Origin of the sequence: Micromonospora sp. MP36, assembly GCF_008119785.1 — a bacterium.
In the GTDB taxonomy this organism is placed as follows: Bacteria; Actinomycetota; Actinomycetes; order Mycobacteriales; family Micromonosporaceae; genus Micromonospora.
On record NZ_VSFA01000086.1, the window covers coordinates 1 to 22,212 of the forward strand.

Annotated in this window: 25 protein-coding genes; 11 read left to right on the plus strand and 14 right to left on the minus strand. The window is 73.8% G+C overall.

Translation table 11 applies throughout. The features are described from left to right. Together FXF52_RS32205 and FXF52_RS32210 are read right to left on the minus strand one after the other, a co-directional pair. The coding region (locus tag FXF52_RS32205) for a dihydrofolate reductase family protein (RefSeq protein ID WP_148802650.1) at window positions 1-497 on the minus strand (497 nt) is incomplete at its 3' end. Window positions 498-698: 201 nt separating this feature from the next. Next, the gene (locus tag FXF52_RS32210; protein WP_148802653.1) at window positions 699-1,394 is read right to left on the minus strand and encodes a YafY family protein; all 696 of its coding nucleotides are present in this window, start codon (window positions 1,392-1,394) and stop codon (window positions 699-701) included. Window positions 1,395-1,445: 51 nt separating this feature from the next. Between FXF52_RS32210 and FXF52_RS32215 the strand changes: the two genes are divergently transcribed. Further along, window positions 1,446-2,135 carry an alpha/beta fold hydrolase gene (locus FXF52_RS32215; protein WP_187413848.1) on the plus strand — a complete coding sequence of 230 codons (690 nt, stop codon included), beginning with the start codon at window positions 1,446-1,448 and terminating at the stop codon, window positions 2,133-2,135. Window positions 2,136-2,282: 147 nt separating this feature from the next. On the opposite strand, the gene FXF52_RS32220 is transcribed toward FXF52_RS32215, so the two are convergent. The 3 genes from FXF52_RS32220 to FXF52_RS32230 all read right to left on the minus strand — a co-directional run bounded on the left by FXF52_RS32220 (window position 2,283) and on the right by FXF52_RS32230 (window position 6,847). Beyond that, a complete protein-coding gene (locus FXF52_RS32220) occupies window positions 2,283-3,995 on the minus strand; it encodes an ABC-F family ATP-binding cassette domain-containing protein (protein ID WP_148802659.1) in 1,713 nt (570 codons plus the stop codon). Window positions 3,996-4,074: 79 nt separating this feature from the next. Then, window positions 4,075-5,709 carry a ribosomal protection-like ABC-F family protein gene (gene abc-f / locus FXF52_RS32225; RefSeq protein WP_148802662.1) on the minus strand — a complete coding sequence of 545 codons (1,635 nt, stop codon included), beginning with the start codon at window positions 5,707-5,709 and terminating at the stop codon, window positions 4,075-4,077. A gap of 241 nt (window positions 5,710-5,950) precedes the next feature. Next, entirely contained in the window at window positions 5,951-6,847 is an 897-nt protein-coding gene (locus tag FXF52_RS32230; RefSeq protein ID WP_255472556.1) for a TioE family transcriptional regulator, read from the minus strand. Here FXF52_RS32230 and FXF52_RS32235 point away from each other — a divergent pair. The 3 genes from FXF52_RS32235 (at window position 6,795) to FXF52_RS32245 (ending at window position 9,061) form a co-directional block, all read left to right on the plus strand. Beyond that, window positions 6,795-7,997 (plus strand): erythromycin esterase family protein, encoded by a 1,203-nt coding sequence (locus FXF52_RS32235; protein WP_148802664.1) that lies wholly within the window; start codon window positions 6,795-6,797, stop codon window positions 7,995-7,997. The genes FXF52_RS32230 and FXF52_RS32235 overlap by 53 nt on opposite strands. An 87-nt stretch (window positions 7,998-8,084) precedes the next feature. Continuing rightward, window positions 8,085-8,480, plus strand: coding sequence for an SRPBCC domain-containing protein (locus FXF52_RS32240; RefSeq protein WP_148802667.1), 396 nt, complete (start codon window positions 8,085-8,087; stop codon window positions 8,478-8,480). Window positions 8,481-8,494: 14 nt separating this feature from the next. Further along, the gene (locus FXF52_RS32245) at window positions 8,495-9,061 is read left to right on the plus strand and encodes a maleylpyruvate isomerase N-terminal domain-containing protein (protein WP_148802736.1); all 567 of its coding nucleotides are present in this window, start codon (window positions 8,495-8,497) and stop codon (window positions 9,059-9,061) included. A 7-nt stretch (window positions 9,062-9,068) separates the two neighbouring features. Here the strand turns inward: FXF52_RS32245 and FXF52_RS32250 are convergent, their stop codons facing one another. After that, window positions 9,069-9,551 carry a DUF1992 domain-containing protein gene (locus tag FXF52_RS32250; RefSeq protein WP_148802670.1) on the minus strand — a complete coding sequence of 161 codons (483 nt, stop codon included), beginning with the start codon at window positions 9,549-9,551 and terminating at the stop codon, window positions 9,069-9,071. A gap of 151 nt (window positions 9,552-9,702) precedes the next feature. Here FXF52_RS32250 and FXF52_RS32255 point away from each other — a divergent pair, with 151 nt between their 5' ends. After that, window positions 9,703-10,155, plus strand: coding sequence for a YkvA family protein (locus FXF52_RS32255; protein WP_148802673.1), 453 nt, complete (start codon window positions 9,703-9,705; stop codon window positions 10,153-10,155). A 177-nt stretch (window positions 10,156-10,332) separates the two neighbouring features. Here the strand turns inward: FXF52_RS32255 and FXF52_RS32260 are convergent, their stop codons facing one another. Next, window positions 10,333-10,881, minus strand: a complete 549-nt coding sequence (locus FXF52_RS32260; RefSeq protein ID WP_148802676.1) for a GNAT family N-acetyltransferase — start codon at window positions 10,879-10,881, stop codon at window positions 10,333-10,335. A 192-nt stretch (window positions 10,882-11,073) separates the two neighbouring features. On the opposite strand from FXF52_RS32260, the gene FXF52_RS32265 reads away from it, so the two are divergent. Then, window positions 11,074-11,724, plus strand: coding sequence for a LysE family translocator (locus FXF52_RS32265; protein WP_148802679.1), 651 nt, complete (start codon window positions 11,074-11,076; stop codon window positions 11,722-11,724). A 23-nt stretch (window positions 11,725-11,747) separates the two neighbouring features. Here the strand turns inward: FXF52_RS32265 and FXF52_RS32270 are convergent, their stop codons facing one another. Continuing rightward, on the minus strand, window positions 11,748-12,257 hold the full coding sequence (locus tag FXF52_RS32270; protein WP_148802683.1) for an NUDIX domain-containing protein: 510 nt from the start codon (window positions 12,255-12,257) through the stop codon (window positions 11,748-11,750). Window positions 12,258-12,327: 70 nt separating this feature from the next. Here FXF52_RS32270 and FXF52_RS32275 point away from each other — a divergent pair, with 70 nt between their 5' ends. From FXF52_RS32275 to FXF52_RS32285, 3 genes are read left to right on the plus strand one after another with little or no spacing between them, the layout of a single operon-like run. Beyond that, a complete protein-coding gene (locus tag FXF52_RS32275) occupies window positions 12,328-13,446 on the plus strand; it encodes a hypothetical protein (protein ID WP_148802686.1) in 1,119 nt (372 codons plus the stop codon). A 14-nt stretch (window positions 13,447-13,460) separates the two neighbouring features. Further along, a complete protein-coding gene (locus FXF52_RS32280; RefSeq protein WP_222870794.1) occupies window positions 13,461-14,099 on the plus strand; it encodes an alpha/beta hydrolase in 639 nt (212 codons plus the stop codon). Window positions 14,100-14,153: 54 nt separating this feature from the next. Continuing rightward, window positions 14,154-14,744: a pyridoxamine 5'-phosphate oxidase family protein gene (locus FXF52_RS32285; protein ID WP_148802689.1), complete on the plus strand. Its 591-nt coding sequence runs from the start codon at window positions 14,154-14,156 to the stop codon at window positions 14,742-14,744. Window positions 14,745-14,755: 11 nt separating this feature from the next. Here FXF52_RS32285 and FXF52_RS32290 read toward each other — a convergent pair whose 3' ends face one another. Then, window positions 14,756-16,237, minus strand: a complete 1,482-nt coding sequence (locus tag FXF52_RS32290) for a peptide MFS transporter (protein ID WP_148802691.1) — start codon at window positions 16,235-16,237, stop codon at window positions 14,756-14,758. Between the two features lie 222 nt (window positions 16,238-16,459). On the opposite strand from FXF52_RS32290, the gene FXF52_RS32295 reads away from it, so the two are divergent. Beyond that, window positions 16,460-16,801, plus strand: a complete 342-nt coding sequence (locus FXF52_RS32295) for an RNA polymerase-binding protein RbpA (RefSeq protein ID WP_046564157.1) — start codon at window positions 16,460-16,462, stop codon at window positions 16,799-16,801. Window positions 16,802-16,862: 61 nt separating this feature from the next. Here FXF52_RS32295 and FXF52_RS32300 read toward each other — a convergent pair whose 3' ends face one another. The 5 genes from FXF52_RS32300 to FXF52_RS32320 are packed head-to-tail and all read right to left on the minus strand — an operon-like array spanning window position 16,863 to window position 20,617. Beyond that, window positions 16,863-17,384 carry an FxsA family protein gene (locus FXF52_RS32300; RefSeq protein ID WP_148802694.1) on the minus strand — a complete coding sequence of 174 codons (522 nt, stop codon included), beginning with the start codon at window positions 17,382-17,384 and terminating at the stop codon, window positions 16,863-16,865. Between the two features lie 56 nt (window positions 17,385-17,440). Continuing rightward, window positions 17,441-18,235, minus strand: a complete 795-nt coding sequence (locus tag FXF52_RS32305) for a polyprenol monophosphomannose synthase (RefSeq protein ID WP_148802696.1) — start codon at window positions 18,233-18,235, stop codon at window positions 17,441-17,443. Window positions 18,236-18,259: 24 nt separating this feature from the next. Beyond that, on the minus strand, window positions 18,260-19,864 hold the full coding sequence (gene lnt / locus FXF52_RS32310; protein ID WP_148802699.1) for an apolipoprotein N-acyltransferase: 1,605 nt from the start codon (window positions 19,862-19,864) through the stop codon (window positions 18,260-18,262). A gap of 58 nt (window positions 19,865-19,922) precedes the next feature. After that, window positions 19,923-20,321, minus strand: a complete 399-nt coding sequence (locus FXF52_RS32315; protein WP_148802702.1) for a PIN domain-containing protein — start codon at window positions 20,319-20,321, stop codon at window positions 19,923-19,925. Beyond that, entirely contained in the window at window positions 20,318-20,617 is a 300-nt protein-coding gene (locus FXF52_RS32320; protein WP_148802705.1) for a hypothetical protein, read from the minus strand. Before FXF52_RS32320 ends, FXF52_RS32315 begins: the two co-directional genes overlap by 4 nt. 114 nt (window positions 20,618-20,731) lie before the next feature. On the opposite strand from FXF52_RS32320, the gene FXF52_RS32325 reads away from it, so the two are divergent. Further along, the gene (locus FXF52_RS32325) at window positions 20,732-22,024 is read left to right on the plus strand and encodes a low temperature requirement protein A (RefSeq protein ID WP_148802708.1); all 1,293 of its coding nucleotides are present in this window, start codon (window positions 20,732-20,734) and stop codon (window positions 22,022-22,024) included. Window positions 22,025-22,212: the final 188 nt, after the last annotated feature.

The window sequence follows — 22,212 nt, forward strand, 5'->3', positions numbered from 1 at the left end:
GCCGATCGGCGAGCGCGGGCACCGAGGATCACCGGGATCACAATCAGAGTCATCTCGTCGACCAGATCGTTCTCCAGCAGCCACCGGGTCAGGGCGCCACTGCCGTGCACCTGCAGCTCACCCCCGGGCTTGGCCTTCAGCTCACTGATGGCCGCCGCGAGGTCCCCGCGGAGAACGGTCGTGTCCTGCCAAGGCGGCGCGGTGAGCGTGGTCGAGGCAACGTACTTGGGGGCCTCGGTCAAGGCCACGCCGATGGGGTGTGCGCGCATCTGGTCGATTGATCCCCAGGAGCCGGCGAACAACTCGTAGGTGCGCCGGCCGAACAGGAACGCCTCGGCGCGCTGGTAGGTCTGCGTGATGAACGTCCTGGTCTCGTCGTCACCCGCCCCCCGAGCCCATCCGCCGCGCTCGAATCCGTTCCTGCGGTCATCCGACGCGGCGCCGTTTCCCTGCATCACCCCATCGAGGGTGACCTGGGTCATGGTCGTCAGCTTCATGATCGCGGTTCCTTTACCTCGGCACCGCCCCCTTGCGGGCGGCCTCACCCCTGCTACGAACACCACCGCCCCGATCCGACACCGCCACCCGGATTTTTTTGAAGAACTTTCCAGGACGCCGGTCGTCAGCGATCCGCCGGCGGCCCCGCCCGCTGCTGCTGTCGTCTGCCAGGTGAGCTGAGGTATTGCCAGCGGGTGGCGTCACAGTTCGGCGATGGCCTCGGCGGTGGTAGGCGGTGTGCCAACGGCTTCGACGGGGATACGAGCGGCGGGCTTGGTTGTCAGGTGTGCGGCGCTGACACGGTCGAGGCGGAGCCAGCGGATCGCTTGACGAGTGTGGCAGTGCCCGACGAGGTACCAGTGTCCTTGGGTGCGGGCCAGGAGCACGGGATCGACTTGCCGGGTGGTCGGCGTGCCATGCCGGTCGCGGTAGTCCACGACGAGGACGCGCTGTGCGTGGAGTGCCTGCTCGATCGCGTGCCGAATCCGGGCATCGCCGGGTGTGTCGGTGTGGTCGATCCAGACACGACCGTTCAACGCGGTGGCGTTTTCTCGCGCGCGGGCGTCCATCACGCCGAGCACCTTGACGAGGGCGGCGCGGGCGTGGCTGTCGAAGGGCTGTCCGCGGTGGGCGGCCACGGCGGCGGCCAGGCCCGAAACCTCGGCGTCGGTGAAGTTCACCGGCGGGAGGGTCGCGGCGGCGTCAACGACGTAGCCACCACCGGGTCCGGGTCGAGCCCAGACCGGGAAGCCGCCGTGCTGCAGAGTCGAAATGTCTCGTTTGATCGTGCGGACGCTGACCTCGAAGATCGCGGCGAGTCGTTCCGCCGAGCGGCCGGCGGCCCCCGCGCGCCGCAGTTCCTCACGCAAGGCGTAGAGACGGTCGGTGCGGTTCATCCAATAAATAGTGACATACCGGTGACATCGCTGGGAGTGACGATGGCGTCCATGAGCACTTCACGTGATCCGATCATGTTCCTCAGCGGCGCCGGGCTTCCCGCCTGGATCTGGGATGACGTCCGCCGCGACCTCGGCGAAGGGCAGCAGACCTGTGTCGCCGCCCGACCGCAGGGCGGCCGAGCCCGGTTGCGCGACTACGCCCAGGCGGTCATCGACTCCGCACCGCCGGGTCGGTACGCGATCGTCGCGCACTCGGCCGGTGGTGTGATCGGTGCCGAAGTCGCCCGGCTCGTGCCCGAACGCGTCAGCGCGTTCCTGGCGATCAGTGCCGTGATCCCGCAGCCGGGAGGATCCTTCATCTCGGCGATGCCGGTGCCGAACCGGTGGGTGCTCAGTGCCGCGATGCGAGTCGCCGGGACCCGGCCGCCGGACTCGGCGATCAGACGTGGCCTCGCCCATGGTCTGGACGAAAAGGTCACCGACCGCATCATCGCCGATTTCACCCCCGAGTCACCCGCCCTCTACCGAGACCGGACCACTCACCGGTCGTGGAACGGGTGGCGCGGCTACCTGCGCACCACCGACGACCACGAGCTGCCGATGGCGCTGCAACAACGCTGCGCCCAGCGACTCGGCGCAGCCTGGCAGAACGACCTGAATACGGGGCACCTGCCGATGCTCGAAGACCACCAAGCCGTCGCGGCTGCGATCACGCGATTCCTCGACGCACGGCCGTGACACCGATCGACTGACGGGCAGGAGGCCTCGGTAGGAAAAGACCCGGCAGGGAGCCGCGGGTGCGCAGGCCCGGAACGGGACGGGACCCTGCGCGAGCGACGGCCAGCCTCACGAGTACGCATCCGCCGGCGGGCCGGTGGAACCCGGTCAGCTCCGGCCGTCATCTCGGCCAGCCCCCTGCGCGTGTGGTGGCGTTGCGCTGGCGAACAGCGTGTGGCCCGCGCTGTCCGAGCGCTCGCGATCGGAGCCGAGCCGGATCTCCCGTCCCTGCCAGTGTTTCCGCAGCCAGCGGTCGTGGCTGGCCAGCACGATCGCGCCGGGGCCCGGGCCCAGCGCCGCCTCCAGTTCGTCGCACAGGCGCGGCGACAGGTGGTTGGTGGGTTCGTCGAGCAGCAGCAACTGCGGCGGTCGCGCCACCAGCAGCGCCAGCGCGAGCCGTCGGCGCTGTCCCACCGAGAGCCAGCCGACCGGCTTGTCCAGGTCCGCCTCGTGCATCAGACCCAGCGAGCCCAGCGGTACCGCCTCGGCCCGCTCGGCGCCCAGCGCCAGCTCATAGGTGTCCCGGGCGGACCGGTCCGGCCGGTCGAAAACGGTGTTCTGGGTGAGCAGTCCGACGGTCAGTCCGCGCCGCCGCCGCACCTCGCCCTCGGGTGCGAGCCGGCCGGCGAGCACGGCCAGCAGGGTCGACTTCCCGGCCCCGTTCCCACCGCTGACCAGCAGGCGGTCGGTCGCCGACACCGCCGCGCTCACCGGTGCGAGCCGGCCCGGCACCCGTACGCCGTCCAGGGACACCAGCGGATCGTCGCCCTCCGCCGCCGGTGCGGCGAGGGCCGGGCTCGCGAACCGCAGGGGCTTCGGCGGCTCGCCGACCTGCGAGCGCTCCAGCTCCTCCAGGCGGCGGGTGGCGTTGCGTACCCGTCGGGAGATCTGGCTCTGCACCCGGCCGGCGCGGTGGCCGTAGCCCATCTTCTCGTTGTCGCGCGGCCCCCGGTCCGGCGCGACGCGGTGCGCGGTGACCCCGGCGTTGACCCGCAGCGCCGCCAGTTCCTCCTGTTCCTCGGCCCAGCGTCGCTCCCAGCGGTCCCGCTCGGCACGTTTCTCGGCCAGGTAGGCGCTGTAGTTGCCGCCGTAGCGGACCGGGCCGTCCATCGCGGGGTCGAGGTCGATCAGGTCCGTGCACACGGCGTCCAGAAAGGCCCGGTCGTGGCTGGCCACCACGACGGCCCCGGGCAGGGTGCGCAGCTGCTCCTCGACGAAGGCGGCGGCACCGTCGTCGAGATGGTTGGTCGGTTCGTCCAGCAGCAGCGCGGAGGGCCGCCGGACCAGCAGCGCGGCCAGCGCGAGCCGGCCGCGCTGCCCGCCGGACAGCGACCCGAGCGTCCGGTCGTGTCCGAAGGCGCCGAGGCCGAGGCCGTCGAGCACGAGCGCGGCACGCCGGTCGGCGTCCCAGGCATCCCGCTCCTGGGCCTGTTCGAGCCGGACGCCGTACGCGTCGAGCAGGCCGGCGTACTCGGGCGCGTCCTGCGCGGTCCGCGCGAGCTGCTCGGTGAGCCGTTCCAGCTCGGCGAGGTCCTCCCTGGCCTCGCGCAGGGCGTCGTCGAGGACGTCGGCGATCGTCGCGTCGGCGCCGTACGGCATCTCCTGCTGAAGAAAGCCCAGGTCGGGCGGGCGCGTGACGGTGCCGGCGTCGGGGTCGTCCGTCCCGGCCAGCAGGCGCAGCAGGGTCGACTTGCCGACGCCGTTCTCCCCGATCAGCCCGATGCGGTGCCCGGGCGAGGCGGTCAGGGAGACACCGTCGAGCACCCGCCGGTCGCCGAGGGTGTGGACGAGGTCGTGAGCGAGCAGAGCGGGCTGAGGCATGGGGTCCGTCCAACGTGATCGGTGCTCGGCCCGCGGGGCGGCATGCCTCGGACACGGGCCAGGTCGACACGCCGGCGGCTCACACCTCAGGGGCCCCCGTCTCCTTCAGCTCGCCGTCGGACAGCCGCAGCCACCGGTTCACGCCGATGTCGCGCAGGAACCGCTCGTCGTGGCTGACCACCACGAAGGCCCCCTGGTAGGAGTTCAGGGCGCTCTCCAACTGGCCCGCGCTGACCAGGTCGAGGTTGTTCGTCGGCTCGTCCAGGAGCAGCAGGTGCGGAGCTGGTTCCGCGCACAGCACGCAGGCCAGGGTGGCGCGCAGCCGCTCGCCTCCGGAGAGCACCCCGACGGGCAGATGGGCGCGCGGCCCCCGGAACAGGAAGCGGGCGAGCAGGTTCATCCGCTCGGCCTCCGGCCGCTGCGGGGCGTGGTCGGCGAAGTTCTCGGCGACCGTACGGTCCGGGTCCAGCAGGTCGAGGCGCTGCGAGAGGTAGGCGATGCGGCCGTCGGCCCGCTTGATCTCGCCGCTCTGTGGTGTCAGGTCGCCGTTGATCAGGCGCAGCAGCGTGCTCTTGCCGGCGCCGTTGGGACCGGTCAGCGCGATGCGCTCCGGGCCCCGGACGGTCAGGTCGACGCCCTGGCCGGCGAACACGTCCTTGTCGCCGAGGCGGACGCGGAGCTGCGCGCCGAGGAACAGGTTGCGTCCGGCGGGCACGTTGGTGTCCGGCAGGTCCAGCGTGATGCGCTGCTCGTCGCGCAGCGCGCGCCCGGCCTCGTCCAGCCGGGCTTTCGCCTCGCTGACCCGGCTGGCGTGCATCTGGCCCGCCCGGCCCGCGGACTCCTGCGCGCCCCGCTGCATGGTGCCGGCGAAGATACGAGGCAGGCCGGCATTCTTCAGGTTGCGGGCGGCGTTGCTCTGCCGGCGTTCGGCGCGTTCGCGGGCCTGCTGCATCTCCCGCTTCTCCCGCTTCAGCTCCTGCTCGGCGTTGCGGACGTTCTTCTCGGCGACTTCCTGTTCGGCCCGCACGGCCGCCTCGTACTCGGTGAAGTTGCCGCCGTAGAAGCGCAGTTCGCCGCGGTCGAGTTCGGCGATGCGTTCCATCCGGTCGAGCAGGGCGCGGTCGTGGCTGACCAGGAGCAGGCAGCCGGTGAAGTCCTCCAGCACGTCGTAGAGCTGGTGCCGGGCTTCGAGGTCGAGGTTGTTGGTGGGCTCGTCGAGCAGCAGCACGTCGGGCCGCTTCAGCAACTGGGCGGCGAGACCGAGGGAGATGACCTGGCCGCCGCTGAGGGTGCTCAGGCTGCGCTCCAGGGTGAGGTCGGCCAGGCCGAGGCGGTCGAGCTGGGCGCGGGTGCGTTCTTCGATGTCCCAGTCGTCGCCGATGGTGGTGAAGTGCTTCTCGTCGACGTCCCCGGATTCCACGGCGTCGATGGCGTGGATGATCGCGGCGACGCCCAGCACCTCGGCGACCGTGAGGTCGCCGGCCAGGGGCAGGCTCTGCGGGAGGTAGCCGAGGGTGCCGGCCACGGAGACCGACCCGGTGTCTGGCCGCAGTTCACCGGCGATGAGCTTGAGCAGGGTGCTCTTGCCGGTGCCGTTGGGCGCGACGAGGCCGGTGCGGCCGGAGCCGACGGTGAAGGACAGGTCCTGGAAGACGGGAGTGTCGTCGGGCCAGGTGAAGGACAGGTTCGAGCAGACGATGCAGGCATCGGACATGGAGGTGACCTCATGGGGAGGGGGGCAGAGAAGACACTTCCGCCCCGGCAGCAGACAGGGAAAAGAGGGGACGACAGCGAGGCCACGCCGGCGGCGCTTCCACGCGCCGGTCCGGTGGCCTGTCGGGTCCGGGTATCACCCGGAGATGTCGTCGTCCACCACCATGTCTGGGCTCCTCAACAAACGATCAACGCCGCTCCCACTGTAACAGCAGGCGGCGTTGGATCGGAGACGCGACGGGTCACCCAGCCGGGGCCTCGACCGGCCGGCGGGCGCCCGGCGGCGCTGGTGCGGCACTCGGCTCGCCTCCCGGCGAAGCCGGCCGGCAGCCGAGGTAGGCGTCCAACGCGGCGGCGCCGGTGAGCATGGCGCGGCCGCGGGCCGAGAGGCGGGCGCGCCAGTCACGCAGTGCCGACTCAAGCGGTGCGACACCTCCGGCGGAGCGGACCTGGGCGATCAGCGGGGCGATCTGCTCGAGCAGGTAGCCACCCCGTCTGAGCTGGTGGGCCAGCCGGGCGTCGCGCACGTCGGCCGCGCTGTAGACCCGGTAGCCCGTCCGCGGGTCGCGGCGCGGCTGGACCACGCCGGCGCGTTCCCATTTCCGCAGGGTGGCCGGGCGGATGCCGAGCCTTCTCGCCAGGGGGCCGACGAACGTGTCGCCGCGTTCCTGCGGCACGGGATCGAGGTCGCCAAGCGCGGCTTCGACGGCCTGGAGGGTGCGCCGGTCGTCGAGAAGCTGGGCGTGACTCTCGTCGATGAGCCGAAGCGCGTCCTCGGTCGCGTCCCGGTTGATCGCCTGCATGATCGACGTGGCCGTCTGATGGCCGTGCCCGGGCACGAGGGCGAGAAACGCGTGCAGGGCCTTCGCGTGCAGCGGCGTGTAGGTGCGGTAGCCGTGGGGGCTGCGTTCCGCGCCCGGAAGGATGCCCGCCGCCTCGTAGTTCCTGATCGCCTGCGTCGACAGACCGTGCCCGCGCGCCAGGTCAATCGGCCTGAGCCGCCCGCCGTCTTGAAGGTTTCGCCTCACTGTCCTGCCGATGTCGCGCGGAAGTTTCAACCGTCGGTTCAACGATACCGTTGATGGCATGACCGTTGGCATCAAAGACACCGCCCACGCCGTTGACGCTGCCGTCGTCATGGGGTTGCTCCCGGCCCGGCCGCGCCTGCTCGCCCTGGGTGAGCCCACCCACGGCGAGGACGTTCTGCTCGACGTACGCAACGAGCTCTTCCGGCAACTCGTCGAGCAGGAGGGCTACCGGACGATCACGATCGAGAGCGACTGCATGATGGGCCTGGTCGTGGACGACTACGTCACGTCGGGTACGGGCACCCTCGACGAGGCCATGGAGCGCGGCTTCAGCCACGGGTTCGGCGCGTCCGCGGCCAACCGTGAGCTGGTGCGCTGGATGCGCGCGTACAACGACGGCCGGCCCGCGTCCGAGCGGCTGCGCTTCGCCGGTTTCGACGGCCCGCTGGAGATCACCGGCGCCGCGAGCCCTCGGCAGGCCCTCACCGCACTCCGCGCCTACCTCACCGCCCGGGTGGACGCCGACCTGCTCCCCTGCACCGCGGAAACGCTCGATCGCCTGCTCGGCGCCGACGACCGGTGGACCAACCCCGCCGCGATGATGGACCCGACCCAGTCCGTCGGGCAGACGCCCGAGGCCAAACAGCTGCGGCTGCTCGCCGACGACCTGGTGGCCCTGCTCGACGCGCAGTCGCCCCACCTGATCGCGGCGTCCTCGCGCGACGACTGGGACCGGGCACGCATGTACGGGCGCACCGCCACCGGGCTGCTGCGCTACCACTTCTGGATGGCCGACACGTCACCGAGCCGCATGGCGCGGCTGCTGGGCGTGCGGGATTCGATGATGGCCGCCAACCTGCTCGCCCTCGCCGAACGGGGCCCGACCCTGCTGCACGCCCACAATGCACATCTGCAGCGGGACAAGAGCACGATGCAGATGTGGGAGGGACCGGTGCAGTGGTGGAGCGCCGGGGCGATCGTCAGCGCGCACCTGGGCGAGGGGTACGCCTTCCTGGCCACGGCCCTCGGCACGATCCGCCACCACGGTGTGCAGACCCCACCCCCGGACACCATCGAAGGGCTCCTGTACGCGCTCCCGGAGGACCGTTACGTCGTCGACGCCCGCCGACTGGCCGCTGTCCTCGACGACGTGGCGTCCGCTCCCCGCGTGTCCCCCTGGTTCGGCTACGCCCCGCTGGACCCGGCCCACCTGGCCAACTATGACGGGATCGTGTTCGTCAAGGACGCCCCGCCGAGCTAGGCCCCCGCAGCGCTCCATGGAGCACTGCGGCAACCGCCACGAGGTGCGGGCGCGCAGCGCCCGCACCTCGTAGGAAGGATGACAGTGATGCCCACCGGACTCACCAGGGACGCCGGCTGGCAGATCGGCGTGTCCCGCACGCTGGCCCACCCCGCGCCCGTCGTCTGGGACTTCATCAGCAGCCCCGAAGGGCTCGCCCTCTGGCTCGGCCCCGGCGCGGTCCTCACCCCGCAACGCGGCGCCCCCTATCGGACGGCCGCCGGAGTGACGGGCGAGGTGCGCGGCTACCGCCCGGCGGACCGGATCCGGGTCACTCACGGCACCACCACGATCCAGGTCGCCCTCTCCCCCGCCGCCGACGGAGCCCGGACGATGCTCCGCTTCCATCAGGAGCGTCTGGCCAGCGCCGAAGAGCGCGAACAACAGCGGGCGTACTGGCGGCGCATCCTGGACCAGGTCGCTGCCGCCCTCGACCAGCGGTGAACGGCATGACGGGGATGACCGCGGCGGACGTCCGGCGCGCCGCCGCCGAGATGACGCGGGTGCTGCGGCCCGCCGTGGACCGCGACTGGACCGTGCCGGCGGCAGACCTGGAGTGGACCTGCTGGACGGCTGCCGCGCACGTCGCCCACGACCTGCTCGCCTACGCCGCGCAGCTGACCGGCCTGCCGGCCGGCGGCTACCTCCCCCTCGACCTGCGGGTACGCGCCGACGCGACACCGGCCGAGGTGCTGACCGTGGTCACCGCGAGCGCCGGGCTGCTCGCCGCGGCCATCGACACCGCCGCCCCCGACAGCCGCGCCTGGCACTGGGGGCCGTGCGACCCGGGCGGCTTCGCGGCGATGGGCGTCGCCGAGATCCTGCTGCACACCCGGGACATCACCGGCGGCCTCGGGCTGGACTGGTCGCCGCCAGCACAGCTGTGCGCCGGAGTGCTCGGCCGGCTGTTCCCGGACGCGCCGGACGGCGATCCTGTCGCGGTGCTGCTCTGGATGACCGGCCGGGCGCCGCTCGGCGACCGGCCACGGCGTACCGCGTGGACGTGGCGGGCCGGGCTCCGCTGAGGCAGGGTCAGCGGCGACGCCACGGCAGCCGCCAGCGCCGCACCCGTGCCGCGACCGGGGCGGTTTCCGCCGCCGTGCCGGCCGCGACCCGTTCGGCGGCGGCCCGCTGGCGTTCCTCCCGCCAGACCCGCACGGTCTCCTCGACGTTGACGGGACGGACCGCCACCCGGGGCCCGCTGGGCACGCACAGGAAGTCCACGATCTCCCGGTTCAGCGCCGCGACCACCGCCCGCACCGACTCCTCGGTCGGCAGGTCCCGCACCTCGCCGGGCAGCCGCTCCACCCGGCGCCGCAGCTGCAACGGGGTGGGCAGCAGCAGGTCGCCCGGAATCCGTTCCCGCTCCAGGAGGCTCTTGATCCACCACGACTCGTCGTAGGGCAGGCCCCGCCCGGGAATCGGCTTGCCGGCGCCGGGCAGGTTGTCGAACTCGCCGCGCTCCTGAGCCGAGCGGATCTGCGCCTCGACCGCCGCCTCCCAGCTGGGTGTCACCGCCGTCACCTCCCGCTCCCACCGTATCCGCCGGTCATCCACGAGGTCAGCGCCGGCCGGCGGCGGACCATTCCCTACCCGGCCGGCGGGCCCGCGTACATTCCTGGTGGGCCCGCAGGGGCTCGTACCGTCGAACGGAAGGACCACCGGGGTGCGCGACTGGCTGGCCGGGCTCGGCGTCGCGGTGGCCTGCCTGCTGGCGAGCTGGGCGCTGCTGGTGCTGCTGGCTCGGCGGCTGCCGCCGGGCATCCTGCGCGACCTGGCCGCGTTCGTCCCCGACTGCCTGACCACCGTGCGCCGGCTGCGCAAGGACCCGCGGGTCCCCCGGCGGGCGAAGGCCGCGATCGTCTTCGCCGGGCTCTGGGTGGCCAGCCCGATCGACCTGATCCCCGAGTTCCTGCCGCTGATCGGCCCGCTGGACGACATCGTCGTGGTGGCCCTCGCCCTGCGGTACGCCGGCCGGCAGGTGCCCCGGCAGGTGCTGCTCGACGCGTGGCCGGGCGAGCCGCGGCTGCTGCTGCGCCTGCTCGGCCCGGCGCCGGCCGGCGCCGCGTCCGACGACGCCACGGCGACCGGCTCCGGCAGCGACCCGGCCGGTCGCTGAGCGCCCGGCGCACTGCTCGCGGCGGCGACGGCGTTCCAGCCGGCCCTGCTGTCCGCGGTGACCGGTTTCGACGTTCCGGTCCGTTTCCTGCAACCCGTCACCGCCGGGCGGCGGGGCGCCGTTCCGGTGCCGCCCCGCACCACCGCGGCGCTCGTCGTCGCCGGCTGGTGAGCCGGGTCAGCGGTGCCAGCGCACGTGCCGGTGCCCGTCGCGGGGGAACGGCGGCTGGGCGGGCAGCACCTCCTGGAAGGCGTACCCGCTCTTCTCCGCCACCCGGCAGGAGGCCAGGTTGTCCACCTGGTGCAGCAGTTCGAGACGGGTCAGCCCGCCGGCGGCGAACCGGGCGAACGCCCAGTCGCTGACCGCGGTGACCGCGCGCGGCGCCACCCCGCGCCCGCGGGCCGGCGCCGCCGTCCAGTAGCCCACCTCGGCGTCCGGGCGGCCGGGGGTGACCTCCTTGAGCACCACGTTCGCCACCAGCCGCTCCCCCTGCGGCCCCGGCTCCAGCACGGCGAAGCTGAACCGCCGGCCGGCCGCCCAGCCCTGCCGGGCCCGGCGCAGAAACGCCCGGGCGTCCGCGGCGGTGGTGACCGGAAACCGGGTCCAGCTGCGCAGCACCGGATCCCGGTACGCCGCCAGCAGCGCGTCGGCGTCGTCGGCGCGCCATGGCCGGAGCACGAGTTCGGGGGCGGTGGCCGTGGCGGCGGCGCGCAGGACCATGGACATTCCCGCATTCTCGCGCCTCGGTCCCGCCCGCCGGAAGCGGGGCGATCACCGTTCCTCCGCCTCCTGGGCGCCTGAACCGCCCCGACGCCACGGAAGGCCGGCCCGACGGGTGGGACGGCCAGTGTCCACCTGGTCAGGCCGTGACCGCCCAGGCGTAGGGTCGCCGGCAGATTCACCGGAACGGGGGGCGTCATGGTCACTGCAGGCGCGTTGGTGGGCATCGGCCTGGTGGCGTTGGGGCTGGTGCTCACGCCCGGCCCGAACATGGTCTACCTGGTGTCCCGGTCGGTCACCCAGGGCCGGCGGGCCGGGCTGATCTCGCTGCTCGGGGTGGCCGTCGGGTTCCTGGTCTACCTGGTCGCGGCGGTCGCCGGGATCGCCACGGTGTTCGTGCTGGTGCCGCCGCTGTACCTGGCGGTGAAGCTGGCCGGGGCGGCGTACCTGCTGTGGCTGGCGTGGCGGACGCTGCGCCCGGGCGGGCAGTCGGCGTTCACGCCGGCACCGCTGCCGCCGGACCGCCCCCGGCGGCTGTTCACCATGGGCGTGGTCACCAACCTGCTCAACCCGAAGATCGCCATCCTGTACGTGTCGCTGCTGCCGCAGTTCATCGACCCGGCGCGCGGGCACGTGGCGGTGCAGAGCCTGCTGCTGGGGCTGACCCAGATCAGCATCGCGCTGACCGTGAACGGGCTGATCGTGCTCACCGCCGGCACGGTGTCGGCGTTCCTCACCCGCCGCCCGGCGTGGGCGCGGGCGCAGCGGTACGTGATGGGCAGCGTGCTGGCCGGCCTCGCGGTCCGGATCGCCGCGGACCGGTCCCGCGCCGCCGTCGCCACCCCCTGACCGCCTCGCTGCTGGCCGGACGCTCAGAGGTTGTCGGGTCGGTTGAGCGCCGGGTGCCGCTCGCCCGGCGCGGCGTACCAGGCCCGCGCCGGATCGGCCAGCGCCGTGTCGATCCGTAGCCGGCTCCAGCCGTCCAGCTCCGGCAGATCGTCCGGGGCGAACCAGCCGACCGCGACGGACTCGTCGCCGTCGGCGGTGGCGACGCCGCCGGCGGCCCGGCAGCGGAACCACACGTTGAGGTACTCGCAGGTGTCGCCGTTCGGGTAGCGCACCGGATGGGTGGCCACCCCGCCGATCCGTTCGATCGCCACCCGCACCCCGGTCTCCTCGTACACCTCGCGCAGCAGCGCGTCGGCCGGCTGCTCGCCCGGGTCGACCATCCCGGCGGGCAGCGACCAGCGGCCGTTGTCGCCGCGGCGGGCCAGCAGCAGCCGCCCGGCGTCGTCGGTCACCACCGCGCTGACCCCGTACAGCATGAGCAGGTCGTGTCCGATGTGCTGGCGCAGCCGCGCGACGTACGGCGAGACGGGCATGCCCGGCAACCTACCCGCCGCCGGCGCGGCCGGCCGCGCCGCCCGGACCGGCCACTAGACTTCGGCCCCGATGGACGCCCAGCCCACCCCCGACACCCGCCCGTGCGCCCACTGTGGGCGGGAGGTGCCGCAGCGCGCCGGCGCCGGCCGCCCGTTCCGGTACTGCCGGGACAACGACGGCGCCTGCCAGCGGGCCTCCCGCAACTCCCGGATGCGCCACCGCAACGCCCCCGGCCTGCCCGGGCAGGTGGCCCGCACCTGGGAGGCGGTGGACCGGCTCGACCAGATCGTGGAGACCCTCACCGAGGCGCTGCACGCCGAGCTGTCGCCGGCCGGGGTGGAGCGGCAGGTCGCGCAGGTCCGCGCCGAGGCGGCCGCTCAGGTCGCGGCCGCGCACACCGAACGTGACGACGCCCGCCGCGACGCCGAGGACGCCGCCGCGGCCGCCGCCCGCGCCCGTCAGGACGCGCAGGCGGCGGCCGCCGAACGGGACGCGGCCCGGCAGCGGGCCGAGCGGGCCGAGGCGGAGGCCGCCCAGGCCGGCGAGCGGGCGCGGCACGCCGAGGCGGCCCGGGACGAGGCGCGCGGGGACGCCAGCGCCGCGCAGGCGCTGCGGGTGCAGGCCGAACGGGACCGCGACGCCGCCCGCCACGAGCTGCGCACCGTGCGGACGGAACTCGACGCGCAGCGGCGACAGGTCACCGACCTGACCGCTGAGCGGGACGCCGCCCGCGGCGACGCTGAGCGGGCCACCCGCTCGGCCGCGGAGGCGGTGGAGCGCGCCGAGCGGATGCGTACCGAGGCGGACCGGTCGCGGGCCGACGCCGACGCGTCCCGCACGGCCGCCGAACGGGCCGGCGCGGAGACCGCCGAGGCACGCCGGGCCGAACAGCAGGCGCGGACCGCCGCGCAGCGGGCCGAGGCCGCCCGGGCGGAGGCGGTCGCGGCGGCCGCGACAGCCCGGCAGGAGGCGGCGGCCCGCGCCGGCGAGCGGGACGCTCTCGCCGCGGACCTGGCGGCCGCGCGGGAGGCCGCCGGCGCCGCCGAGGCCCGGCTGGCGGAGCTGACGGTACGGCTGCGCGCCGCCGAGACCGACCGCGACGCGGCGCAGCAGCGGGCCGCCCAGCTGGCCGACCAGGTCAGCGACCTGGCCAGCGCGCTGGCGAGGCTCGGGACCCGCGCCACCTGACGTATTTTGGTTGAGTGCACAACCACTTGACGTTCCCGCCGCCGGTGGTGGCCACCGCCGGCAGTCCGGACCCGGCGGCGCCGCTGGTCGTGCTTCTGCACGGCCGGGGCAGCCACGAGCGGGAGATCCTCTCCCTGGCCGCGCAGCTGCCGGCCGGCCCGGCGTACGCGGCGGTCCGCGCGCCGATCGCCGAGGGCGGCGGGTACGCCTGGTTCGCCAACCGGGGCGTCGGCCGCCCGGTGGCGGCGTCGCTGCGCGCGACCATGGACTGGTTCCGCGGCTGGCTCGACGAGGTGGCCCCCGCCGGCCGTCCGGTGGCGCTGGTCGGTTTCAGCGGCGGCGCGGCGTTCGCCGGTGGCCTGCTGCTCGACGACCCGGCCCGGTACGCCGGCGCCGCGATCCTCTACGGCACCCTGCCGTTCGACGCCGGCGTGCCCACCACGCCCGGCCGGCTGGCCGGGGCGCCCGTGTTCGTGGCGCAGGGCGACCACGACGCGGTCATTCCCCGCGAGCTGCTCGACCGCACCTGGGCGTACCTGCGCGGCGAGTCCGGCGCGGCCGCCGTGGCCCGGCGCGACCCGGTCGGTCACGAGATCGCCGCGCCGGCCCTGACCGGCCTGTCCGACTGGCTGCGGGAGCGGTTGCCCGCCTGATCACGGGCTGGGACGGGGCAGCGCCGACGGCCCGGCGGCGGCGATGATGCGGGCGTGGGAAAGACGTACGAGCGCATCGACGGGCGGCTGCGGACCTTCATTGAGGCGCAGCCGATGTTCTTCACCGCCACCGCCCCCCTCGCCGGCGACGGCACGATCAACCTCTCCCCGAAGGGCCTGCGCGGCTCGTTCGCGGTGCTCGACGAGCACACGGTCGCCTACCTGGACTTCGCCGGCAGCAACGCGGAGACCATCGCCCACCTGCGGGAGAACGGCCGCGTCACGCTGATGTGGTGCGCGTTCGCGGGCCCGCCGAACATCGTGCGGGTGCACGGGCGCGGCGAGCCGGTGTTCCGCGACGATCCCCGGTGGCCGGACCTGCTGCGCCGCTTCCCCGACATCGACACCACCGTGCACGGGCTGCGGGCGATCATCGTGGTGCGCGCCGACCTGATCCGCGACACCTGCGGGTACGCCGTCCCGCTGATGACCTACGACGCCGACCGTGACCTGCACGCCCGGCGGTTCGCCCGGGAGGACGACGCGTCGTTGAGCGACTACTTCGCCGGCAAGCCGCACGTCGGCACCAGCATCGACGGGCTGCCCGGCCTGCCGCTGCCGCTGCCGCCCACCCCGGCGGCCTGACGCCCGGCGGGTCAGTGGATGCCGGCCATCAGAGCCCGGATGTGCCGGGCGAACATCACCGCGCTCAGCCCCAGCACCACCGACGCGAGCCCGAAGGTGAGGAAGTAGATCTCCTCCGACCAGGTCCCGGCCAGCCGGGCCACTTGGCCACCGATCGCGTCACCCACCGCGGTGGCGAGGAACCACAGGCCCATCATCTGGCTGGCGTACTTGACCGGGGCCAGCTTCGTGGTGGCCGACAGACCCACCGGGCTCAGCGACAGCTCACCGGCGACCTGGATGGCGTACACGGCCACCAGCCACCACGGCGAGACCAGTTCCCCGCCGACGGCGGCCGCGGCGGCGGCGGCCATCAGCACGAACGACAGGCCGTTGAGGATCAGACCGACGGCGAACTTCATCGGCGTGGACACCCGGTGCCCCAGCTTCAGCCACAGCCAGGCGGCCAGCGGCGCCCCGATGATGATCAGGATCGGGTTCACCGACTGCAACCAGGAGGCCGGGAAGGTGAAACCGAGCGCGTTCCGGTTGGTCTTCTCGGCGGCGAAGATGTTCAGCACCGACCCGGCCTGGTCGTAGATCAGCCAGAACGCGGCGGCGAACACGAACAGCCACAGGTACGCCTTCATCCGGCTGCGCTCGGTGCCGCTGATCTCCCGGTCGGTGAGGATCCGGGCGAAGTAGCCGATGGCCACCAGCACGGTGACCAGGGTGAGCAGGTTGACCACGGTGTTGACGGTGAACAGCCCGGTCACGGCGAGGGCGGCCAGCACCGCCAGCACCACCACGACGGTCACGCCGACACGGGTCAGCGCCCGCCGCCGGTCCGCCCCTAGCAGCGGGTCGGCGGGCCGGGCGCCCGCCTCCCCCAGGTTGCGCCGGCCCAGCACGTACTGCACGACACCGAAGGTCATGCCGATCGCGGCGGCACCGAACCCCAGATGCCAGTTGATCTTCTCGCCGAGAAACCCGGTGATCAGCGGCGCGATGAACCCGCCCAGGTTGATGCCCATGTAGAAGATGGAGAAGCCGGCGTCGCGGCGTGGGGAGTCCCGGTCGTACAGGTCGCCGACCATGGTGGAGATGTTGGGCTTCAGCAGACCCGTGCCGAGCACGATCAGGGTCATGCCGGCGAACACGCTCCACCGGGCCGGCACCGCCATCACGTAGTGGCCGGCGGCAATGACCACGCCGCCCCACAGCACGCTGCGCCGGGCGCCGATGAGCCGGTCGGCGACCCAGCCGCCGGGCAGCGCCATCAGGTAGACCATCGCGTTGTAGGTGCCGTAGACGGCGTTGGCGGTGGTCTGCGGGATGGCCAGGCCGTCGTCGGCGACGGCCGCGGTCAGGTACAGCACCAGGATCGCGCGCATGCCGTAGAAGCTGAACCGCTCCCACATCTCGGTGAGGAACAGCGTCGACAACGCCCGGGGGTGACCGAAGAAGGTCCTTCCCCCGGGCGGTCGGGCGTCCACCGGCGCGTCACTGCTCATCGTCACCTCCCGCACACCTGCGGCGGATAACATCCCCGGTGACAGCCGAATCACTCCACCTATTCGACCCGGCCGGGGACGACCCCGCCGGGCACCTGTCATGGCCGGTTACCCTTGCAGGGTCCCGACCGACGCGGACCGATTCCGCGTGGGCGGGAATGGCCGGGCGGGCACGGACGGTTACACGAGAAGACCAGCACCACGAACGAGGGGAAGTCGATCATGGGCGAGCGCATGCTGCGCGGAAGCCGCCTGGGCGCGGTCAGCTACGAATCCGACCGCAACACGGAGCTCGCGCCGCGCCAGACCCGCGAGTACCTCTGCGCCAAGGGGCACCAGTTCGAGGTGCCGTTCGCCGTCGACGCCGAGGTCCCGACGACCTGGGAGTGCAAGTTCGACGGCAGCGTCGCCCGGCTGGTCGACGGCAGCGAGCCGGAGCAGAAGAAGGCCAAGCCGCCGCGTACCCACTGGGACATGCTGCTGGAGCGGCGTTCCATCGCCGAACTGGAGGACATCCTCGCCGAGCGGCTCCAGGAGGTCCGTACCCGGCGCGGCCGCGCCTGACACCAACGACAGAAGCGCCCCCGGGGATCACCCCGGGGGCGCTTCGTCACGTCTGGGCGGGTCAGGGCCGGCCCGGCTCGATGATCTCCCCCTCGATGGCCCGGCCCGGCTCCCCGGCGGCCGGCGGCTGCGGCGGGGCCGGCGGCGGCTGCGGCGCACCCCGGTACACCCGGACCCGGCGCGGGCCGAACAGGTCACCGGCGACCATCGACGACACCCGGCGCTCGGCGACCCGTTGCACCCCGACGCGGGCCAGCCGCCGCACCGGCGGCACCAGCAACAGCAGCCCCACCGCGCCGCTGACCAGGCCGGGCAGCGCCAGCAGCAGCGCCCCCAGCAGACCCACCAGCCCGTCGGTGACCTGCCGCCCCGGCGGCTGCCGGGACTCCACCGCGGCCCGGAAACCCCGCCAGGCCCGGATCCCCTCCCGGCGCAGCAGCACCAGGCCGAGCAGGGACGCCGCGAACACCAGCAGGAGCGCGGAACCGAACCCGACGCCCCGACCCACCAGGACGAACACGGTCAGCTCCAGCACCGCGAGCAGCAGCAGGGCCGGCGGCGCGTACCTCAGTCCTCGGCGCATCTCACCTCACAGCCCGGGGGTTTCATCACGCCCCTCCAGCATGACACGTCCGCGCGTCACGGCCACCGCGCCAACTCCTCGGGCACGCCCCGGCGCGCCGACGCCCGCCGGTCGCGCAGCCCCCAGCTGGTGATCCGCCACAGCGCCTCGGCCATGATCAGCGGGCTCATCTTGCTGTCGCCGTGCTCCCGCTCGACGAACGTGATCGGCACCTCCACGATCCGCACCCCGGCCCGGTGGGCCAGCCGGGACAGCTCCACCTGGAACGCGTACCCCTGTGAGCACACCGAGTCCAGGTCGATGGCGTCCAGCGCGGTCGTCCGGTACACCCGGTAGCCGCCGGTGGCGTCGGAGACCGGCATGCCCAGCGCCAGCCGCGTGTACAGGTTGGCGCAGCGCGACAGCAGCAGCCGCCGCAGCGGCCAGTTCAGCACCCGCGCCCCGCGGGTCCACCGGGAGCCGATCACCACGTCGGCGTCGCGGGCGGCGGCCAGCAGCGCCGGCAGGTCCTCCGGGGCGTGGGAGCCGTCGGCGTCCATCTCCACCACGGCGTCGTAGCCGCGTCGGCGCGCCCACGCGAAACCGGCCAGGTAGGCCGCGCCGAGGCCGTCCTTGCCCTGCCGGTGCAGCACGTGCACGTGCCGGTCGCTGCGGGACAGGTCGTCGGCGATCGCGCCGGTGCCGTCGGGGCTGTTGTCGTCGGCGACGAGGATGTCCACCGCGGGCGCGGCCTCGCGTACCCGACCGACGATCCGACGGACGTTGTCGGCCTCGTTGTAGGTGGGGATGACCACCAGCACCCGGCCCACCCCGGGATGGCCGGCCGTCCGTTTCCCGGCTGCCACGCCCACCCTCGTACCGCCCTTCCGCTCGTCCTACCCGGGGGTGACCTCCCGCCGCCGGCGCAGCACCGCCGCGCCAGCCAGAGCCGCCACCGCGAGCGCGGCGAGGCCCGCCTCCGGCCACACCCCCGCCCGGGTGGCGGGGGTACGCCCGTCCCCGAGCTGCATCTGCCGGACCACCACCGCCGCGGTGTTGAATCCGGTGGCCCCGTCTACCCGCCCGTCGGGGGTAACGAACCCGGACACTCCGACCGTGGAGGCCATCAACGCCGCCCGGCCGTGTTCGACGGCGCGCAGCCGCACCATGGCCAACTGCTGGCGGGCCTCCGCCGCGTCGAAGGTGGCGTTGTTGGTCTGCACCACCAGCAGCTGCCCGCCGCCGGTGACGGTGTCCCGGACCAGGCCGTCGTAGGCGACCTCGAAGCAGATCACGTCGCCGAGGGTGACCGCCCCGGCGTCGAGCACGCCGGGGGTGGCGCCGGGGACGAAGTCGGCGCGGATCCGGTCGACCTGGTCGCTGACCATCCGGGCGATCCGGCGCAGCGGCACGTACTCGGCGAACGGCACCGGGTGCCGTTTGACGTACAACTGCCCGAGGTCGGGGCCGGTGCCGGGCCGCCACAGCAGGCCGGCGTTGCGGACCTGCCCGGTGTCGGGGCCGAGCAGCACCGCGCCGACCAGGATGGGCGCGCCGATCACGTCGGCGGCCTGGGAGATCCGGTCCGCGGCCTCCGGGTTGCGCAGCGGGTCGATGTCGCTGGAGTTCTCCGGCCACACCACCAGGTCGGGGCGGCGTTGCGTGCCGGCGGTGACCTGTTCGGCCAGTTTCAGCGTGGCGTCGACGTGGTTGTTGAGCACGGCCTGCCGCTGGGCGTTGAAGTCCAGCCCGAGGCGGGGCACGTTGCCCTGCACGATGGCGACGGTGACGGTGTCGCCGCCGCCGCGCACCCCGACCGGGACGGCCGTGCCGGCGGCGAGCAGCGCCGCGAGGGCGGCGGCGAGACCCGCCACGGGCCGCCAGTGCCCGACGGGGCGGCGCCAGTCCCGCCAGGCGGCGGTGACCAGCAGCCCGCCGGCCAGCGCGACCGCGCAGGTGACCAGCGGGGCGCCGCCGAGCGCCGCCAACCGCAGCAGCGGGGAGGTGTCCTGGCTGAACGCGAGCCGCCCCCACGGGAACCCCCCGAACGGGGTCCGGTCCCGCAGCGCCTCCTGCCCCACCCACAGCACCGCCGTCAGCAGCGGCCACGCCGCCCGGTGCCGGTCGGCCAGCGGGGACACCCAGGCGGCGGCCGCGCCGAGCAGCGCCAGGTAGCCGGCCTGCAGCAGGGACAGCAGGATCCACGGCAGGGCGCCGGTGTGCAGGTTGGTCCACTCCAGCAGCGGCGCGAACAGCGCCAGCCCGGTGAGGAAACCCAGACCCGCGCCGGCGCGCAGCCGCCGCCGGTGCGCCGCCGCGGCGAGCAGCGCCACCCCCACGGGCGCGAGCGGCCACACCCCGTACGGGGGGAACGCGGCCAGCAGGACCAACCCGGCCAGGACGGCCAGCGGCGCGGCCACCCGCAGCGGCAGCGGGCGGGCTCCCGCCGTCTCGTGTGCCCCGTGCGGGGTACGCACCTCTTCCCGGTCGAGCGTCGTCACCGGCACCTCACCACGATCACGCGCCGAAGGCTACCCGGCCCGGGCGGGCGGCCGTCGGTCAGTCGGGCAGCGCAATCACCGGCAGGTCTCCGTCGCCGTAGCGCGGCTCCCCGCTGAGGATCGGGGCGTCGTGGGTGAGGCACGCCAGCACGGTGCTGGCCAGGTCGGCGCGGCCGGTGAACCGCCGCCAGTAGGCCAGTTCCTGCCATGAGCCGGCGTCGGTGGGCAGGACCGCGCAGGCGTCCAGGGCGAGCAGCCGGCGCAGCGCCGCCCGGTCCTTGCCGTCGTCCACGACGGCGAGGGTCTCCGCGGCGGTCACCGCGGTCACCCCGAACCGGACCCCGTCGGTGATCACCTCGTGCAGCGTCTCGCCGACGTGCACGGATCCGGACACGTACGCCAGCAGCGCGGACCGGTCCAGCACCAGCCGCACGGGCGGGGCGTCGGGGGTGCTCACGCGGCGGAGACGGCGCGTGGATCCTCGTCGACGGCGCCGCGCACCCGGTCCCGGACCGCCTGGTAGCGCTCGGCCGGCCAGGACACGTCGACGGCGGCGCGGGCGGCGCGGGCCCGGGCCACCCCCTCGTCGGTGACCGTGATGCCGTGGTGGGCCAGTTCCGCGTCGAGGGCCTCCCGGCGCATCAGCACCCGGGCGGCGTGCACCAGGTACGCGCTGGCGTTGGGTTCCCGTTCGAGGCGTTCGGCGACGTCCGGCGGAACCGAGATCGACAACTTCCGCACCGCTCCGGTCATACCAGGCACCGTACCAGGTAGCACCAGCGTTCGGCGCCGGCCGCGCGGCGGAGCGGCGCAGCGGTTCTGCGGCTTCGCGCCGGCGGGGCGGGCGCGGCTGCCAGACTCGGCAGCATGAGCGCTGGCCAGTGGCGGGGTCGCATCCTGCCTGCCGCGCCGGGTTCGCGCGTCACCCGGGTGGAGTTGTTCTACGACCTGGTGTTCGTGTTCGCGTTCCTCAACGTCACCAACCTGCTCTCCGAGACCCTGAGCATCCAGTCGCTGCTCGCCGGGCTGGTGGTGCTGTCGCTGCTGTGGTGGTGCTGGGTGTCGTTCGCCGCGCTGGGCAACGTGGTGCGCACCGACCAGGGGGTGATGCCGCTGATCGGCGCGGTGACGGTGGCCGCCCTGTTCGTGCTGACGTTGACCCTGCCCGAGGCTTTCGCCGACGCTCCCGGCGGGCCACGCGGACCGCTCGTCTTCGCCGGCTGCTACCTGATCATCCGGGCCGCCCAGGTGCTGGTGCTGGTGACCGGCAGCGACCGCCCCGGCCGGGCGGCGCGGCGCATCGGCCTGCCGCCGCTGGCCAGCGTGGTGCTGATCCTGGCCGCCGCGACGCTGCCGGAATCGTCGGCGCACCAGGTGACTGCCTGGCTACGGCTGGGGCTGTGGTTGGTCGCGATCGGCATCGAGTTCACCGTCGGGGGGCTGGTCCGCAGCGCCGGCTTCACCGTCGTGTCCGCCGCGCACTGGGCGGAGCGGTACGCGCTGATCCTGCTCATCGCGCTCGGCGAGTCGATCATCTCGCTGGGCCTGGGGCCGAAGCTGAGCGCCGGCCTGCCGATCACCTGGCCGGTGATCGTGGCGTCGGTGCTCGGCGTCACCGTCATCGCGGCGCTGTGGTGGATGTACTTCGACAGCTTGGCCTCCGCCCTGGAGCAGCGGCTGCACCGCACCCGCGACCCCGACGCCCGGGCGGCGTTCGCCCGCGACGTCTACGCGTACCTGCACCTGCCGTTGATCGCCGGGATCATCCTGTTCGCCCTCGGCCTCAAGCGCTACCTCGCCGCCATCGCCCACCCGCACGGCAGCCCGTGGCTGCAACGCGCCGCCGGGCTGGACCACCGGGTGCTGTTCGCCGGGGTGATCCTCTACATCCTGGGGTTGCTGGCCCTCGGGGTGCGGGCCAGCCACCGGGTGCCGCTGATGCCGAGCGTGGTGGCGGTCGCGCTCGCCGTCGGACTGCCGTGGGCCGGCCGGCTGCCGGCGGTCGTCGGGCTGGCCGTGCTGGCAGTGGTCAGCGTCGCGCTGGTGCTGCTCGGCCTGCGGGCGGGCGACCCGTGGCGCCGGCAGGTGCGCCAGACCGCGTTGAGCGAGCAGGTCGCCGCCGAGCAGGAACAGTCCGAGTGGCGCCGCCGCCACCTGTGACCGACGAACGGGCCAGGAAACGAAAATCGGGGCGCGGCTTGCGCCGCGCCCCGATGCTCCCAGGCCCTTCCCGGCCGGTGGGGCGAGAATGAGCGACGCCGACCTTCGGACCGACCGGACGCGGACTGGCTGCCCCCGCCTGGCCGTTGTCTACTGGCCGTGCCTTTCACCCTGCCCGTACACCGGTA

Coding starts and splice junctions, on each gene's coding strand:
- FXF52_RS32245 (WP_148802736.1), top strand. CDS start 8,495: ATGACCGCGGCGGACGTCCGGCGCGCCGCCGCCGAGATGACGCGGGTG.
- FXF52_RS32290 (WP_148802691.1), bottom strand. CDS start 16,237: ATGAGCAGTGACGCGCCGGTGGACGCCCGACCGCCCGGGGGAAGGACC.
- FXF52_RS32220 (WP_148802659.1), bottom strand. CDS start 3,995: ATGCCTCAGCCCGCTCTGCTCGCTCACGACCTCGTCCACACCCTCGGC.
- FXF52_RS32325 (WP_148802708.1), top strand. CDS start 20,732: ATGAGCGCTGGCCAGTGGCGGGGTCGCATCCTGCCTGCCGCGCCGGGT.
- FXF52_RS32270 (WP_148802683.1), bottom strand. CDS start 12,257: ATGCCCGTCTCGCCGTACGTCGCGCGGCTGCGCCAGCACATCGGACAC.
- FXF52_RS32215 (WP_187413848.1), top strand. CDS start 1,446: ATGAGCACTTCACGTGATCCGATCATGTTCCTCAGCGGCGCCGGGCTT.
- FXF52_RS32235 (WP_148802664.1), top strand. CDS start 6,795: ATGACCGTTGGCATCAAAGACACCGCCCACGCCGTTGACGCTGCCGTC.
- FXF52_RS32300 (WP_148802694.1), bottom strand. CDS start 17,384: ATGCGCCGAGGACTGAGGTACGCGCCGCCGGCCCTGCTGCTGCTCGCG.
- FXF52_RS32265 (WP_148802679.1), top strand. CDS start 11,074: ATGGTCACTGCAGGCGCGTTGGTGGGCATCGGCCTGGTGGCGTTGGGG.
- FXF52_RS32260 (WP_148802676.1), bottom strand. CDS start 10,881: ATGTCCATGGTCCTGCGCGCCGCCGCCACGGCCACCGCCCCCGAACTC.
- FXF52_RS32295 (WP_046564157.1), top strand. CDS start 16,460: ATGGGCGAGCGCATGCTGCGCGGAAGCCGCCTGGGCGCGGTCAGCTAC.
- FXF52_RS32275 (WP_148802686.1), top strand. CDS start 12,328: ATGGACGCCCAGCCCACCCCCGACACCCGCCCGTGCGCCCACTGTGGG.
- abc-f (WP_148802662.1), bottom strand. CDS start 5,709: ATGTCCGATGCCTGCATCGTCTGCTCGAACCTGTCCTTCACCTGGCCC.
- FXF52_RS32240 (WP_148802667.1), top strand. CDS start 8,085: ATGCCCACCGGACTCACCAGGGACGCCGGCTGGCAGATCGGCGTGTCC.
- FXF52_RS32210 (WP_148802653.1), bottom strand. CDS start 1,394: ATGAACCGCACCGACCGTCTCTACGCCTTGCGTGAGGAACTGCGGCGC.
- FXF52_RS32320 (WP_148802705.1), bottom strand. CDS start 20,617: ATGACCGGAGCGGTGCGGAAGTTGTCGATCTCGGTTCCGCCGGACGTC.
- FXF52_RS32230 (WP_255472556.1), bottom strand. CDS start 6,847: ATGACGACGGCAGCGTCAACGGCGTGGGCGGTGTCTTTGATGCCAACG.